The following is a 15,661-nucleotide window of genomic DNA, read 5'->3' on the forward strand; positions in this document are numbered from 1 at the left end:
AAAGAATTGGCTTATTTTGTGCCAAACATCCTGTCACCCGCATCCCCTAGCCCTGGGACAATATATCCATTGTCGTCCAGCCTTTCGTCTACCGCCGCTGTGACGATCGGCACGTCGGGATGGGCTTCTCGCATCCTTTTGATCCCTTCGGGAGCGGCGAGAAGGCACAGGAAGCGCAGATTCTTGGCCCCCGAAGCCTTCAGCAGATCGATCGCGGCGGCCGAGGAATTGCCGGTGGCCAGCATCGGATCGACGACGATCACCGGCCGGTCGCCCAACTCGGCCGGGACCTTGTAGTAATACTGCACCGGCTTCAGCGTCTCTTCGTCACGGTAAAGGCCGACAAAGCCCACCCGCGCCGCCGGGACAAGCTCCAGAATGCCGTCAAGCAAGCCGTTGCCGGCGCGCAGGATCGACACCAGCACCAGCTTCTTGCCGTCGATCGCCGGGGCGTCCATCGGGCAAAGCGGGGTCTCGATGCGCTTCGTTGTCAGCGGCAGTTCGCGCGTCACCTCATAGGCCAGAAGCTGGCTGATCTCGCGCAGAAGCTGGCGAAAGCTCGCGGTCGAGGTCTCTCGGTCGCGCATGATCGTCAGCTTGTGCTGCACCAGCGGGTGGTCGACGACGGTCAGATGGGTCTTCATGGCTGGCCCTCCAGTCTCTTGATCAGCGCGGCGCGGGTGGCGCCGTCACAGAAGGCGGCCTCGGCGGCGGTCCTGTTCAGGGTATGGAACACAGCGTCGTCCCAGTCCAGCGCCTCGGCCAGACGATCGTATTCGCGCGTCAACGTGGTGTGGAAGAACGGCGGGTCGTCGGTCGAGACGGTGACCTTCACCCCACGCTCGTAAAGGCGCCCGATCGGATGCGCGCGCCAATCCTTGTAAAGGCCCAGCGCGACGTTCGATCCGGGGCAGACCTCCAGCACCACGCCGGCCTCGGCAAGATCGTCCACCAGCGCCGGGTCCTCGATCGCGCGGACGCCATGGCCGATGCGTTCGACCCGCAGATCGCGCCACGCGCGGCGCACGCTGTCGGGCCCGCCCCATTCGCCGGCATGGCAGGTCAGCCGCAGGCCGGCCTCGCGCGCCATGTCGAAGCTGTATTGGAAATCCTTGGGTTCGCCCGCCTTCTCGTCGCCGCCCATGCCGAAGCCCACGATGAAATCGCCCGCCGTTTCAGCGGCGCAAAGCGCGGTTTCGCGCGCCTTCTCGGGGCCGAAATGGCGGATCGGGGTGATGATGCCGCGCAAGATCGGGCCGCCCTGGGCCTCGACCTCCGCCGCGGCTTCCTGGATCGCGGCCAGATAGTCGCGCCAGGCGGATAGGTCGCGACCGCCGCAAAAATCGGGGCTGAGGAAGGCCTCGGTATAGATCACGCCGTTGGCCGCGCTTTCCTCCAGCACCGCGCGGGTCAGGCGGGCGAAATCCTCGGGCGTCTGCAAGACGGAAGTGGCGGCCTCGTAGACGCGCAGGAAATCCCAGAAATCGCGATAGGCGTAATGGCCGCGCTCATTGAAGATGCCGGAGATGTCGATGTGCTTCTCGGCCGCCAAGCCACGGATAAAGGCCGGCGGCGCCGCGCCTTCGATATGTAAGTGCAGTTCGATCTTCGGGATCACAGGAAGCTCCGTCCGGGGCCTTGCGGCGTCAGTCCAAGATGCGCGGCGATGGAGGCCGCGACATCCGCATAGGCCACCTGACCGATGGGCCGCAACCCTTGGCCCGCGCCGATCACCGGCACCCGTTCGCGGGTGTGGTCGCCGCCGGTCCAGGTGGGATCGTTGCCGTGATCGGCGGTGAAGATCATCAGATCGCCCGGACGCAGCGCCGCGATCAGGCGCCCGGCCTCGGTGTCGAACCATTCCAGCGCGCGGGCATAGCCCGCCACGTCGCGGCGATGCCCCCAAAGGCTGTCGAATTCGACGAAATTGGCGAACACCAGCGCGCCATCCGGCGCCTCTGCCACCAGCCGGTGCAGATGCGTCATCAGCGCGGCGTCGTCGGGGCCCTTGTGCAACTCCCCCACCCCGCGCATCGAGAAGATGTCGCCGATCTTGCCCACCGCATGAGTCTGATGTCCCGCGTCCTGCGCCCAGTCCAGCAGCGTCGGCGCCGGCGGCGCGATGGCATAATCGTGGCGGTTGGGGGTGCGGCGGAAATCGCCCAAACCGCCGGTGAAGGGCCGCGCGATCACCCGGCCCACGCGCATCTCATGCAGCCGGGGCGCCAGCGCCTCGCACAGCGCATGGAGGCGGTGCAGTCCGAAATGTTCCTCATGCGCGGCGATCTGGAAGACGCTGTCGGCCGAGGTGTAACAGATCGGCCAGCCGGTGCGGATGTGTTCCTCGCCCAGCCGCGCGATGATCTCGGTGCCCGAGGCGTGGCAATTGCCAAGGATCTCCTCGGTGCCGGCCAGGCGGCAGACCTCGGCCACCAGATCGGCGGGGAAACTGTCCACGGGGTCGGTGAAATAATGCCATTCCCACGGCACCGGAACACCGGCCAGTTCCCAGTGCCCCGAGGGCGTGTCCTTGCCGCGCGACACCTCCGTCGCGGCCCCCCAAAGGCCCTGCGGCCGGGCCGCTAGCCCCGGCGTTTCGTCGCCCGAGGCCAGCCGCACCGCCGCCCCCAGACCCAGCGCATCCAGGTTGGGCAGCGCCAGCGGGCCGCTGCGCCCCTGTTCCGCCTGACCCGCGGCGCAGGCCCGCGCGATATGGGCCAGCGTGTTGGCTCCGGTATCCGGGATGTCGCCATTGAAGAATTCGCCCGCGTCCGGCGCCCCGCCCGCGCCGACACTGTCCATCACGACAAGGAAGGCGCGGGGCATCACGCGATCCTCTCGTAGATCAGCGGCGGCTCTTCCACCTCTGCCTCGCCCAGAGAGAAGGCCGCGCGCACCGCGGCTTCGGCGGCGTCAGCCTCGGTTTCGGTCGCGGCATGGACGATCGCGACCGGCAGATCGGCCGAGACATGTTCCCCCACGCCCGCGATATCCGACAGCCCGACCGAGGGGTTGATGCGGTCGCCCCCCTTCATCCGCCCGCCGCCGAGGGCCACCACCGCCAGGCCCAGCGCCTCGCCGTCGATCGCAGCGACGTAGCCCGCGCGCCCGGCCAGAACCTCGCGCATCACCGGGGCCGAAGGCAGCCGGTCGGGCCAGCGTTCGACGAAATCCACCGGCCCGCCCTGCGCCGCGACCATGCGGCCGAACACCTCGGCCGCGCTGCCCGATTCCAGCGCCGCCTCGATCCGGTCGGCACCGTCCTCGGGATCCGCCGCAAGCCCGCCCAGCGCCAGCGCCTCGCCCCCCAGCGCCGCAGTCAGATCCCACAGCGCCGCATTCACCGAAGTGCCGGTCAGCGTCTCCATCACCTCGATCACCTCCAGCGCATTGCCGGCGGCGGCGGCCAGCGGCTGGCTCATGTCGGTGATCAGCGCGGTGGTCATGCAGCCCGCCCCCTGCGCGGTGGACACCAGCGCCTGGGCAAGATCCAGCGCGTCGTCATAATCCTTCATGAAGGCCCCCGAGCCGGTCTTGACGTCCAGCACCAGCCCTTCCAGCCCCGCGGCCAGCTTCTTCGACAGGATCGAGGCGGTGATCAGATCGATCGATTCGACCGTGCCGGTGACATCGCGCACCGCATAAAGGCGCCGGTCCGCCGGGGCGATCTGGTCGGTCGCGGCGACGATCGCGCAACCGACATCGCGGGTGACCTCACGCAGCTTTTCCACCGAGACCTCGGCGCGAAAGCCCGGGATCGCCTCCAGCTTGTCGAGCGTGCCGCCGGTATGGCCCAGCCCGCGCCCCGAGATCATCGGCACATAGGCGCCGCAGGCCGCCAGCGCCGGCGCCAGCAGCAGCGAAACGCAATCGCCAACCCCGCCGGTCGAATGCTTGTCCAGCACCGGTCCCGGAAGATCCCATTCCAGCACGCGACCCGACGCGCGCATCGCCCGGGTCAGCGCCACCCGGCCGGCATCGCCCAGCCCCCGCAGGCAGACGGCCATCGCGAAGGCACCGGCCTGGGCGTCGCTTACCGCACCCGAGGCCAGGCCGCGGGCGAACCAGTCCAGCGCCTCGGCATCGGGGCGCTCTCCCCGGCGCAGCGCGGCAATGATCTGACGGGCATCCACCTCAACCCTCCATATGGGCGCCGCTGAAGGCCCCGGGCAGCAGGTCGGCCACGGAGACCTGCCGCGTTTCGCCGCCAAGTGTGCACATCGTGACCGTCGCCGCCGCACCCGCGAATTCGGCGATCTTCTGGCGGCAGCCGCCGCAGGGAGGCACCGGCGAGGGGCTGTCGGCGACCACCAGGATCTCGGCGATTTCGGTCTCGCCCGCCGCCACCATCGCGGCGATCGCGCCGGCCTCGGCGCAGGTGCCCTCGGGATAGGCGACGTTCTCGACATTGCAGCCGACATGGACCCGGCCCGAAGGCGTGCGCAGCGCCGCCCCCACCTTGAAGCGTGAATAAGGCGCATGGGCATTTTCACGCACCGCCCTGGCGGCATCTAGCAGGGTCTTCGGCATGGCGGCCTCCGTTGCTGTGGCCGGCAATGTGCGGCGCGCGGGCGGGCGATGCAAGAGGCGCCGGCGCGGCAGTACAATCGCGCGCATCTTTCGGACATGTGAAAACCGCGCGCTGTGATAGGCTGCACAGTGGCGCCTGCGCACCGGCCCGCACCGAGCACGCAACTTCGTCTTGAAACTGCCGCACCAGAGGCGCTAACTGCGGCGCGGATGGAATGGTTTAGCATTAAACTAAATCCCAGGGAGGACGCCGATGGACGAGCACAGGCAGGACGGCGCGCGCCAGGCGGCGCTCGATTACCACGAATTCCCGAAACCCGGTAAGCTGGAGGTCCGCGCGACCAAACCGCTGGCGAACGGCCGCGACCTGAGCCGCGCCTATTCCCCCGGCGTGGCCGAGGCCTGCCTGGAAATCAAGGCCGATCCCGCGACGGCCAGCCGCTATACCGCGCGCGGCAATCTGGTGGGCGTCGTCTCGAACGGCTCGGCCGTGCTGGGCCTTGGCAACATCGGCGCGCTGGCGGCCAAGCCGGTGATGGAAGGCAAGGCCGTTCTGTTCAAGAAATTCGCCAATATCGACTGTTTCGACATCGAGTTGAATGAGAAGGACCCCGAGAAGCTGGCCGAACTGGTCTGCGCGCTGGAGCCCACCTTCGGCGCGATCAACCTTGAGGACATCAAGGCGCCCGATTGCTTCATCGTGGAAAAGATCTGTCGCGAACGGATGAACATCCCGGTCTTCCATGACGATCAGCATGGCACCGCGATCGTGGTTGGCGCCGCCGCCACCAACGCGCTGCGCGTCGCGGGCAAGGCGTTCGAGGATATCAAGGTCGTCTCGACCGGCGGCGGCGCGGCCGGCATCGCCTGCCTGAACATGCTGCTCAAGCTGGGTGTGAAGCGCGAAAACGTCTGGCTGTGCGATATCGCGGGCCTGGTCTACGAGGGCCGCACCGAAGAGATGACACCCCAGAAGGCGGCCTACGCCCAGCCCACCGACAAGCGCCGGTTGGACGAGGTGATCGACGGCGCCGATCTGTTCCTGGGCCTGTCGGGGCCGAACGTGCTGACGCCCGAGATGGTCAAGCGCATGGCCGCGCGGCCGATCATCTTCGCGCTGGCCAACCCGATGCCTGAGATCATGCCCGATGCCGCGCGCATTGCGGCGCCGGACGCCATCATCGCCACCGGCCGGTCTGATTATCCCAACCAGGTCAACAACGTGCTATGCTTCCCGTTCATCTTTCGGGGCGCACTGGACGTGGGCGCGACCACGATCAACGACGAAATGCAGATCGCCTGCATCGAAGGCCTCGCGGCGCTGGCCCGCGCCACCACCAGCGCCGAGGCCGCCGCCGCCTATCAGGGCGAGGCGATGAGCTTCGGCGCCGATTACCTGATTCCGAAACCTTTTGACCCGCGCCTGATGGGCGTGGTGGCCACCGCGGTCGCGAAGGCGGCGATGGAATCTGGCGTCGCCAGCCGCCCGCTTGAGGATATATCGGCCTATCACCGGCGGCTGGATGGGTCGGTGTTCCGCTCGACCCTGCTGATGCGGCCGGTGTTCGAGGCCGCCCGCACCGCCAACCGCAAGATCGTCTTCGCCGAGGGAGAGGACGAGCGCGTGCTGCGCGCCGCCGCCGCGATGCTGGAGGAAACCACCGAGGTGCCGATCCTGATCGGCCGCCCCGAGGTCGTGGCGATGCGCTGCGAGCGGGCCGGCCTGCCGATCCGGCCCGGCAAGCACTTCGAGATCGTCAACCCGGAAAACGACCCGCGGTATCGCGATTACTGGGGCACCTATCACGACCTGATGGCGCGCCGCGGCGTCACGCCGGACATCGCCCGAGCGGTTCTGCGCACCAACACCACGGCGATCGGCGCCGTCATGGTCCACCGTGGCGAGGCCGACAGCCTGATCTGCGGCACCTTCGGGCAATATCTGTGGCATCTGAACTATATCCGTCAGGTGCTGGCCCGCGACGGGCTGCATCCGGTCGGCGCGCTCAGCCTGATGATCCTGGAAGACGGGCCGCTGTTCATCGCCGATACCCATGTGAACCAGGAACCCACGCCCGACCAGATCATGGAAACCGTGATCGGCGCCGCCCGCCATGTCCGCCGCTTCGGCATTGCGCCGAAGGTCGCGCTGTGTTCGCATTCCCAGTTCGGCAATCTCGAAGGCATCTCGGGCGAGAAGATGCGCGCCGCGATGGAGATGCTCGACGATCGTGAACCCGATTTCGCCTATGAGGGCGAGATGCATATCGACGCCGCGCTCGACCAGGCGGTGCGTGAACGCATCTTTCCCTCGGCCCGCTTCGAGGGCGCCGCGAATGTGCTGGTGTTCTCGAATTCCGACGCTGCCTCGGGGGTGCGCAACATCCTGAAAATGAAGGCCGGCGGGCTGGAAGTGGGGCCGATCCTGATGGGCATGGGCAACCGCGCTCATATCGTCACGCCGTCGATCACCACGCGCGGCCTTCTGAACATGGCCGCGCTGGCCGGCACGCCGGTGGCCCATTACGGCTAAAGCACGAAGGACCGGGCGGAGGCCGCGGATCCGGTGGGTTTGCAAACCCCCGGCTTCAGCCTCCGCTGTCTGTACAAGCGACAAGAATTTGCAAATCCTCGCAGCAATGCGCTGCGAAGATCTGCAAAATTCTTCGTGCGCAAGCCCCGGCGGGTCGCAAGAAACTTGCGCGCCCCCGCCGCCCTTCCTAACACGGTTGCAGCCCGACCGGGACGGTGCCGCGTGTGCGCTGCCGCGAGATCCCCCTGTCGGCCACCGGAGGAGAGCGCCCCGCGGGGCGGGAGGAGGCAGAGATGAGTTACAACGACGTCTATGCGCGCTGGAAGGCCGACCCAGAGGCCTTCTGGATGGAACAGGCCGAGGCGATCGACTGGGTAAGAAAGCCCTCCAAGGCGCTCTGGGACGAGAACGCCCCGATCTATGAATGGTTCAAGGACGGCCTGATCAATGCCTGCTGGAATGCGGTCGATCGCCATGTCGCCGCCGGGCGCGGGCCGCAATATGCGATCGTCTACGACAGCCCGATCACCGGCCGCACCCACAAGATCACCTATTCCGAGCTGCGCAACCGGGTGGCCACGCTGGCCGGCGCGCTGCGCGCCAAGGGCGTGGAGAAGGGCGACCGGGTGGTGATCTACATGCCGATGGTGCCCGAGGCGGTCGAGGCGATGCTGGCCTGCGCGCGGCTTGGCGCGATCCATTCGGTGGTGTTCGGCGGGTTTGCCGCGAACGAATTGGCGGTACGGATCGACGACGCCAAGCCCAAGGCGATCCTGGCGGCGTCTTGCGGGATCGAGCCGGGGCGCGTGGTGCATTACAAGCCGCTTCTCGACGCGGCGATCGAACAGGCCAGCCACAAGCCCGACTTCTGCGTCATCCTGCAGCGCGAAGAGGAAGTCGCGAAACTGATCGAGGGCCGCGATTTCGGCTGGCACAGCTTCCAGTACGGCGCGGCGCCCGCGGAATGCGTGCCGGTCGAGGGCGATCATCCGGCCTATATCCTCTATACGTCGGGGACAACGGGCCAGCCCAAGGGCGTGGTGCGCCCCACCGCGGGCCATCTGGTGGCGCTGAACTGGACCATGAAGAACATCTTCAACGTCGACCCGGGAGAGGTGTTCTGGGCCGCCTCGGATGTGGGCTGGGTGGTAGGTCACAGCTATATCTGCTACGGGCCGCTGGTGCACGGCAACACCTCGGTCCTGTTCGAGGGCAAGCCCGTGGGCACCCCCGACGCGGGCACCTTCTGGCGGGTGATCCAGGACCACAAGGTCGCCAGCTTCTTCACCGCCCCCACGGCGTTCCGCGCCATCAAGCGCGAAGACCCCAAGGGCGAGATGGTGAACAGATACGACCTGTCGTCCCTGCGCGCCCTGTTCCTGGCCGGCGAGCGGGCGGATCCCGACACGATCGTCTGGGCGCAGGACAAGCTGGGTGTGCCGGTGATCGACCATTGGTGGCAGACCGAAAGCGGATGGCCCATGGTCGCCAACCCGCTGGGGATCGAGGAATTGCCGGTCAAGCTGGGGTCCCCCACCGTGCCGATGCCGGGTTATGACGTGCAGATCCTAGACGAGGGCGGACACCCCATGAAGCCGGGCGAACTCGGCTCGATCGCGATCAGGCTGCCACTGCCGCCGGGCACGCTGCCGACGCTGTGGAAAGCCGAGGCGCGGTTTCGCAAGGCCTACCTCGAACATTTCCCCGGCTATTACGAGACCGGCGACGCGGGCTATATCGACGAGGACGGATATCTCTACATCATGGCGCGCACCGACGATGTGATCAATGTGGCCGGACACCGCCTGTCGACCGGCGCGATGGAAGAGGTGCTGGCGAGCCACCAGGATGTGGCCGAATGCGCGGTGATCGGCGTGGCGGACGAGTTGAAGGGCCAATTGCCGCTTGGGTTTCTGTGCCTCAACAAGGGGACCAACCGGCCCTCGGACGAGATCGTCACGGAATGCGTGGGTCTGGTGCGCGAAAAGATCGGCCCGGTGGCGGCCTTCAAGCTGGCCTGTGTGGTCGACCGGCTGCCCAAGACGCGGTCGGGCAAGATCCTGCGCGCGACGATGGTGAAGGTCGCCGATTCCCAGCCCTTCAAGGTGCCAGCGACGATCGACGACCCGGCGATCCTGGATGAAATCCGGGCGGCATTGCGGGGCTTGGGCTACGCGCGATAGTGAACCCTCTGTCCTACAACGAAGAATTGCTATCGCCGGGCGCGAAAATTTGCGCCTGGCCTCGCGTACTACCTGTCTTTCCAGCCATGTTGGCGGATCACGGCGCTTGGAATAGTCTGCTGACAACTGCAACCAAGAAGCGTCCGTTCGGGCCCCGCGAGGGCCAGACCCGACCCGATCCGCACCATGACCCAAACAATAACGGTTCCCGAACACCCCGCCGCCACGGCGGGCCTCTCTCCCGCCCTGCCGGGCCATGATCTGGGCGCAGCGATATCGGAAGACTTCGGTGGCCCGCGCCTTGCCGCACAGAGAAGGCCCCCCCCTCCGGCGCGGAAGCCATTGGGGCGGCTGAGCCATGGGACCGGCATCGCGGCCCAAGACGACACCGTCCAGTTGCAGCGCGGGCAATGCGCCAATTCTGGTGGTGCCAGACGAGCAGCGGCTCGCGCGCTGAATGCGGCGGCCCGTCGCGGCAAAGCCGGGCCTTTGGCCCGACAGGACCTGAAAGCGCTGCGCATTCTCGACGACCCGTTTCACCCGATTGCGCGGCCATCGCCGCCAGAGGCCTGCCCATGACCGACCCGGCCCCCTTCCTTCTGATCGAGGACGCGCCCTCGCTGCAGCAATTGTACCAAACGATCCTGACGCTCGAAGGCCATCAGGTCCACGGCGCGGTGACGGCGGCCGACGGATGGGAAGCCTTTCGCACCACCCGCCATCCTGTCGCATTGCTTGACCTGATGCTGCCCGATCGCGACGGGCTGGATCTGATGGCCGACATGCTGGCGCTTGCGCCCGAGACGCGGGTGATCGTGATCACCGCCAATGGCTCGATCAACAAGGCGGTCGAGGCGATGCGCGCGGGGGCCCATGAATTCCTGGTCAAACCCTTCGACGACAAGCGCCTGCTCGCGGCGGTCGAAAATGCGCGCCGCGCCGCGCCCAATCTCACGCGCCTGCCCCCCGCACAGGTCGGGCCGACCGGCGAGCTGATCGGAGAGTCGGCGGTGATGGAGCGCGTCTACGCCACCATCCGCTCGGTCGCGCCCTCTACCGCCACCGCCTTCATCACCGGCGAAAGCGGCACCGGCAAGGAACTTTGCGCGCAGGCGATCCACGATCTGTCGGGCCGCGCGGGCGGCCCCTTCATCGCGCTCAACTGCGGTGCGATCCCCCAGGATCTGCTGGAATCCGAAGTCTTCGGCCATCTGAAGGGCTCGTTCACCGGCGCCATCGCGGACAAGCCCGGCGCGGCCGCTGCGGCCGACGGTGGCACCCTCTTCCTGGACGAGATCTGCGAGATGGACCTGGCGCTGCAGGCCAAGATGTTGCGCTTTCTACAGACTTCGACGGTCCAGCCGGTGGGCGCCACCCGGCCGCGCAAGGTCGACGTACGCATCCTGTGCGCCACCAATCGCGACCCCCAGACCGAAGTCCGTGCCGGCCGCTTTCGCGAGGACCTGTATTATCGCCTGCATGTGGTACCGATCCACATGCCGCCACTGCGCACACGCGGCGAGGACGTCATCACCATCGCCGAAACCATCCTTGCCCGCCTCAACGCCGAAGAGGGCCGCAACTTTGCCGCGCTCGCGCCGGGGGTTCGGGATCGCTTCCGCGCCCATCCCTGGCCGGGCAATGTGCGCCAGCTGATCAACACGTTGCGCAACGTCGTGGTGCTGAACGACGGTCCCGTGGTGACCGAGGCCATGCTGCCACCCGATCTGATCGCCGAGGCCAGCCCAACCTCCGATGCCGGCCCGGCTGCGCGCACGGCGGCGGCGCTGCACAGCGAGGATCTGATCGGTCGCCCCCTGGCCGAGATCGAGCAGATCGTGATCGAGGCCACGTTGGCGCGATGCAACGGCTCTGTCCCGCGCGCGTCGCGCAAGCTAGAGGTGTCGCCCTCCACGCTCTACCGCAAGCTCGAAAGCTGGCGCCAGCGCCGCGACGCCGCGGAATAGCGGCACGTTCCGGCCCCCGCGCGGGTGTTCGGCCCCGGCGGTGAGATCCGGCGTGGCAGGCGTAGCTTAGGCGAATTGCTCTCGCAGCAGCCGTTCCTCCAGCCCATGCCCCGGATCGAACAGGATCCGGTGGCGCACGGCGGGTTCCGAGCGCACCTCGACCACGCGCGCGCCGGACACGCTGCGCCCGTCGCCTTCGGCCATCACGGGGCGCTTTTCCGGCTCCAGCACCTCGAAACGCACCACGGCCCGCTTGGGCAGGATCGCCCCGCGCCAGCGCCGGGGCCGGTAGGCCGCGACCGCCGTCAGCGCAAGAACTTCGGATCCGATCGGCAGGATCGGCCCATGAGTCGAATAATTGTAGGCGGTCGATCCGGCGGGCGTGCTGACAAGCGCACCGTCGCAGATCAGCGGCTCAAGCCGCACCTTGCCGTCGATGCTGATGCGCAGCTTCGCCGCCTGCGGCCCCGCCCGCAGCAGCGACACCTCGTTGATCGCCAGCAGATCGCGCCGCTGACCCTCGGCGTCGGTCGCCGTCATGCGCAGCGGGTTGATCACCTCTTCCTCAGCCGCCTCCAGCCGTTCGATCAAACGCTCCTCGGAGAATTCGTTCATCAGGAAGCCGACGGTGCCGCAATTCATCCCGTAGACCGCCACGTCGCGGGTTTCGGTCGCATGCAGCGTGTCCAGCATGAAGCCATCCCCCCCCAGGGCGACGATCACCTCGGCCTCTTCGAACGGCACCGCGCCATAGCGCGAGACCAGGCGCTCGCGGGCCGCCTGCGCCACATCGCTGCGGCTTGCCGTGAATGCGATTTTCCGGCCCACACGCCGCCTCCTCTGCCCTGCGCGCAGTCTTCACCCGCGCTCGCGCGATTGGCAAGAGCCGCCCGGACGAGAAAAGCCGTCGTTTCCAGCCTTTTTCCCGGGCGACGCATCGGCTAAACAGCCTTTGACCGCAGCCCCGTCGCAGCCCCCGTCAAGGAGATGGCCATGAATACCCAAGCCCCCCGCGATCCCGGCTTCTTCACCGAAGCGCTCGAATCCCGCGACCCCGAGATCTTCGGAGCGATCCGCGACGAGCTGGGCCGCCAGCGCGACGAGATCGAACTGATCGCCTCCGAGAACATCGTCTCGGCCGCGGTGCTGGAAGCGCAGGGTTCGGTGCTGACCAACAAATATGCCGAAGGCTACCCGGGCAAGCGCTACTATGGCGGCTGCCAATTCGTCGACGTGGCCGAGACCCTGGCGATCGAGCGCGCGAAGCAGCTTTTCGGCTGTGAATTCGCGAATGTTCAGCCCAATTCGGGCAGCCAGATGAACCAGGCGGTGTTCCTGGCGTTGCTGAAGCCCGGCGATACCTTCATGGGGCTCGATCTGAACTCGGGCGGGCACCTGACGCATGGCTCGCCGGTGAACATGTCGGGCAAATGGTTCAACGTGGTCTCCTACGGGGTGCGCGCGCAGGATCAGCAGCTTGACCTGGAAGAGATCCGCGCGAAGGCGCTGGAGACGAAGCCCAAGCTGATCCTCGCCGGCGGCACCGCCTATTCCCGCGTCTGGGATTGGGCCGCGTTCCGGGCGATCGCCGACGAGGTGGGCGCCTATCTGATGGTCGACATGGCCCATATCGCGGGGCTGGTGGCGGGTGGCCAGCATCCCTCGCCGCTGCCGCATGCCCATGTCGTGACCAGCACCACGCACAAAAGCCTGCGCGGCCCGCGCGGCGGGATGATCCTGACAAACGACGCCGACATCGCGAAGAAGGTGAACTCGGCCGTCTTCCCCGGCCTTCAGGGCGGCCCCTTGATGCATGTGATCGCCGCCAAGGCCGTGGCCTTCGGTGAGGCGCTGCGCCCCGAGTTCAAGTCCTATGCCGCGCAAGTGGTGGCCAACGCCCGCGCGATGGCCGATCAGCTGATGAAGGGCGGCATCGACATCGTCTCGGGCGGAACCGACAATCACCTGATGCTGGCCGACCTGCGGCCGAAGAAGGTAACCGGCAAGGCCGCCGAGGCCGCGCTTGGGCGCGCGCATATCACCTGCAACAAGAATGGCGTGCCCTTCGACCCCGAAAAGCCCTTCGTCACCTCGGGGATCCGGCTGGGCACGCCCGCCGGCACCACCCGCGGCTTCGCCGAGCCGGAATTCCGCCAGATCGCGGACTGGATCGTCGAGGTGGTCGACGGGCTGGCCGCCAACGGCGAAGACGGCAATGCCGAGGTTGAAACCAAGGTGCGCGCCGAAGCGGCGACGCTTTGCGCCCGTTTCCCCCTTTATCCCAAGCTCTAGCCCCGGGCGTCCGCGATGCCATCCGCCCGGCGGCGGGCGGTCAGAGAAAGCCGCGCCAGATCAGGGTCGCGGTGAACAACGCCGCGACCAGCAGAAGGCTAAGAACCACGCTGGTCGCGATGCCGCGCAGCGCGTCGCGACGGCGTTCGCCGCGCCCCAGGTGCGACAGATGCCGCGTCAGCGCATCATGGGCCCGTGCCAGGCGCGGCGCATCCAGTCTTGGCAAAAGCTTCGGGTTTCGCGCCCAGTCGGCGGCGTCGGCCAGCATGGCCGCCTCGCGCCGCAACTTGCGCGGCAACCGACGGCCACCGCGGCGCAGCTTCGCCGGCACGTCCCTGCCCCGCACACGCAGCCGGTCTTCCATCAGCGCAGAGACCCGCTCGGCCATCTGCTGAACACTCAGATCACTCATAATCCCGCCCCCTCGCGGCCTCAGTCTAGCCGGTCTTGCCCCCTTCCGGGAAAGGAAAATGCACGCGACCCATTGCCCTTTACGCCGCTGCGCCTATACCTCCGACCATGCTGACCACGATTCTTCAGGGCGAATCCAGCGCCCGGCCCCCGCTGCTGATCGCGCACGGCCTGTTCGGTTCGGCCCGCAACTGGGGCGCGATCGCCAAACGGCTGGCCGTGGGGCGGCAGGTGATCTCGGTCGACATGCGCAATCACGGCACCAGCCCGCGCCGCCCGACTCAGGGCTATGACGGCATGGCGGGCGACCTGGCCGAGGTGATCAACATGCACGGTGGGCGCGCCGATGTGCTGGGCCATTCGATGGGCGGCAAGGCGGCGATGGTCCTTGCGCTGACCCGGCCCAAGCTGATCGAGCGGCTGATCGTCGCCGATATCGCGCCGGTCGCCTACGGCCATAGCCAAAGCGGGCTGATCCGGGCGATGCGGGGGCTGGATCTGGAGGGGCTGACTTCCCGCGTCGAAGCCGACCGGCGCCTTGCCGCGACGGTCGAAGACCCCGCGACCCGGGCCTTCCTTCTGCAATCGCTCGATCTGCGTCAGGAACCGCCGCGCTGGCGGCTGAACCTCGACGTGCTGGAGACAGAGATGAGCCGCCTCGTCGGCTGGCCGGGGGTTTCGGGCCAGTTCCCGGGCCGGGCGCTGTTCATCACCGGGTCGGAATCGAGCTATGTCGACGACGACGGTCGAGCGCAGATCGCCAAATTGTTTCCCTCCGCCGAGTTCCACGAGATCAAGGGCGCGGGCCATTGGCTGCATGCCGAGAAACCACGCGAATTCGAGATCGCCGTCGCCGCCTTCCTGGAGCGCGGGGGCTGAAGCCCAAATGTGGCCGAGGCCTTCGGCCCGCGACCGTGGGGCCGGCCGGATCAGTCCTTTCCTTCCGCGACCAATTGCCAGCGTCCCGGCTTGCACGCGACCAGGCGGCCGCGCATCTCTCCGCTGTCGCCGCGGGAAGCGTCGTCGGACAGCCGGCAGCCCGTCACCTGCGGCACAAGCGAGACCATCGTTTCGCGGATCGCGCGGTGTTCGCCGGGGCGAGCATACCCCAGGCGGATCACCTCTACCCGATCGCCCTTGCGGTAAACGACATACTGGCGCCCGTCGCGCAGCACCTCGGCCCGGGCGGCACCGAAGAAGGCCGGGGCGGGCTGCGCCCCGCAACCGGCGATCGAAAACAGCATCAAGAGGCCCGCGCCCCAGCGCATCCGCATCCACCGCCCCCCGCTTCGCCCCCGATGCAGCACCGTCGCGCCCCTTTCACCGCCCTATCGCCCGCGTGGCGGCGCGCCCGCCCGTTCGCGCCCCGGCAGGAACCAGCCTGCCCCGATCGAGGTTAATAGCCGGTAAAGTCACATGTCCGCGCCCTTACCGCGTGGCAGAGTTGACACTGGCGTGGCCGCCCGGCAACGTGCCGGCCTGATCTTCCACCGGAGCAGGGAGTTCCGCATGATCCGCATAGTTTTTCTTCTCACCATCGCCCTGGGCCTTGCCGGCTGCGACACGATGGCCGGGGCCGGGCAGGATATCGCGACGGCTGGCCACACCCTGACCAGCACCGCGAAGCAGACCCAGGCGAACATGGACTGACCCCTAGCAGCGTCCCGGCGGGATCCGCTTGGGGCGCACGGGCGGGGCCGGGCTGGGCCGGGGGCTTGATGTCCGCTTGACCGGCCTTCGATTCC

The 15,661-nt window shown here is 67.6% G+C and carries 14 protein-coding genes; 6 read left to right on the plus strand and 8 right to left on the minus strand.

Features of this window, described 5'->3' with window-relative positions:
• Positions 1-11 precede the first annotated feature (11 nt).
• From upp to BLV97_RS11010, 5 genes are read right to left on the minus strand one after another with little or no spacing between them, the layout of a single operon-like run.
• The gene (upp, locus tag BLV97_RS10995; protein WP_092164062.1) at positions 12-644 is read right to left on the minus strand and encodes a uracil phosphoribosyltransferase; all 633 of its coding nucleotides are present in this window, start codon (positions 642-644) and stop codon (positions 12-14) included.
• Positions 641-1,618: an adenosine deaminase gene (locus tag BLV97_RS11000; protein ID WP_035846099.1), complete on the minus strand. Its 978-nt coding sequence runs from the start codon at positions 1,616-1,618 to the stop codon at positions 641-643. The genes upp and BLV97_RS11000 overlap by 4 nt, the downstream gene beginning before the upstream one ends.
• The gene (locus BLV97_RS21195; RefSeq protein ID WP_035846097.1) at positions 1,615-2,826 is read right to left on the minus strand and encodes a phosphopentomutase; all 1,212 of its coding nucleotides are present in this window, start codon (positions 2,824-2,826) and stop codon (positions 1,615-1,617) included. Before BLV97_RS21195 ends, BLV97_RS11000 begins: the two co-directional genes overlap by 4 nt.
• Positions 2,826-4,133 carry a thymidine phosphorylase gene (locus tag BLV97_RS11005; protein ID WP_035846095.1) on the minus strand — a complete coding sequence of 436 codons (1,308 nt, stop codon included), beginning with the start codon at positions 4,131-4,133 and terminating at the stop codon, positions 2,826-2,828. The genes BLV97_RS21195 and BLV97_RS11005 overlap by 1 nt, the downstream gene beginning before the upstream one ends.
• Before the next feature lies 1 nt (position 4,134).
• On the minus strand, positions 4,135-4,530 hold the full coding sequence (locus BLV97_RS11010; RefSeq protein ID WP_035846093.1) for a cytidine deaminase: 396 nt from the start codon (positions 4,528-4,530) through the stop codon (positions 4,135-4,137).
• Between the two features lie 253 nt (positions 4,531-4,783).
• Between BLV97_RS11010 and BLV97_RS11015 the strand changes: the two genes are divergently transcribed.
• The 3 genes from BLV97_RS11015 (at position 4,784) to BLV97_RS11025 (ending at position 11,213) form a co-directional block, all read left to right on the plus strand.
• Complete coding sequence (locus BLV97_RS11015; protein ID WP_035846092.1) at positions 4,784-7,063, plus strand: NADP-dependent malic enzyme; 2,280 nt, start codon at positions 4,784-4,786, stop codon at positions 7,061-7,063.
• Between the two features lie 293 nt (positions 7,064-7,356).
• Positions 7,357-9,246, plus strand: coding sequence for a propionate-CoA ligase PrpE (prpE, locus tag BLV97_RS11020; RefSeq protein WP_035846090.1), 1,890 nt, complete (start codon positions 7,357-7,359; stop codon positions 9,244-9,246).
• Between the two features lie 575 nt (positions 9,247-9,821).
• Entirely contained in the window at positions 9,822-11,213 is a 1,392-nt protein-coding gene (locus BLV97_RS11025) for a sigma-54-dependent transcriptional regulator (RefSeq protein ID WP_035846088.1), read from the plus strand.
• Between the two features lie 66 nt (positions 11,214-11,279).
• On the opposite strand, the gene BLV97_RS11030 is transcribed toward BLV97_RS11025, so the two are convergent.
• Positions 11,280-12,041 carry an NAD kinase gene (locus tag BLV97_RS11030; protein ID WP_035846086.1) on the minus strand — a complete coding sequence of 254 codons (762 nt, stop codon included), beginning with the start codon at positions 12,039-12,041 and terminating at the stop codon, positions 11,280-11,282.
• Between the two features lie 165 nt (positions 12,042-12,206).
• Here BLV97_RS11030 and glyA point away from each other — a divergent pair, with 165 nt between their 5' ends.
• A complete protein-coding gene (glyA, locus tag BLV97_RS11035) occupies positions 12,207-13,505 on the plus strand; it encodes a serine hydroxymethyltransferase (protein WP_035846084.1) in 1,299 nt (432 codons plus the stop codon).
• A gap of 40 nt (positions 13,506-13,545) precedes the next feature.
• Here glyA and BLV97_RS11040 read toward each other — a convergent pair whose 3' ends face one another.
• The gene (locus BLV97_RS11040) at positions 13,546-13,917 is read right to left on the minus strand and encodes a hypothetical protein (RefSeq protein WP_092164064.1); all 372 of its coding nucleotides are present in this window, start codon (positions 13,915-13,917) and stop codon (positions 13,546-13,548) included.
• 107 nt (positions 13,918-14,024) lie between these two features.
• Here BLV97_RS11040 and BLV97_RS11045 point away from each other — a divergent pair, with 107 nt between their 5' ends.
• Complete coding sequence (locus tag BLV97_RS11045) at positions 14,025-14,795, plus strand: alpha/beta fold hydrolase (protein ID WP_035846080.1); 771 nt, start codon at positions 14,025-14,027, stop codon at positions 14,793-14,795.
• Positions 14,796-14,845: 50 nt separating this feature from the next.
• Here the strand turns inward: BLV97_RS11045 and BLV97_RS11050 are convergent, their stop codons facing one another.
• Entirely contained in the window at positions 14,846-15,190 is a 345-nt protein-coding gene (locus BLV97_RS11050; protein WP_051646285.1) for a hypothetical protein, read from the minus strand.
• Positions 15,191-15,425: 235 nt separating this feature from the next.
• On the opposite strand from BLV97_RS11050, the gene BLV97_RS20730 reads away from it, so the two are divergent.
• Complete coding sequence (locus tag BLV97_RS20730) at positions 15,426-15,566, plus strand: entericidin A/B family lipoprotein (RefSeq protein WP_143037514.1); 141 nt, start codon at positions 15,426-15,428, stop codon at positions 15,564-15,566.
• Positions 15,567-15,661 lie beyond the last annotated feature (95 nt).

Origin of the sequence: Allgaiera indica (genome assembly GCF_900106675.1) — a bacterium.
In the GTDB taxonomy this organism is placed as follows: Bacteria; Pseudomonadota; Alphaproteobacteria; order Rhodobacterales; family Rhodobacteraceae; genus Acidimangrovimonas; species Acidimangrovimonas indica.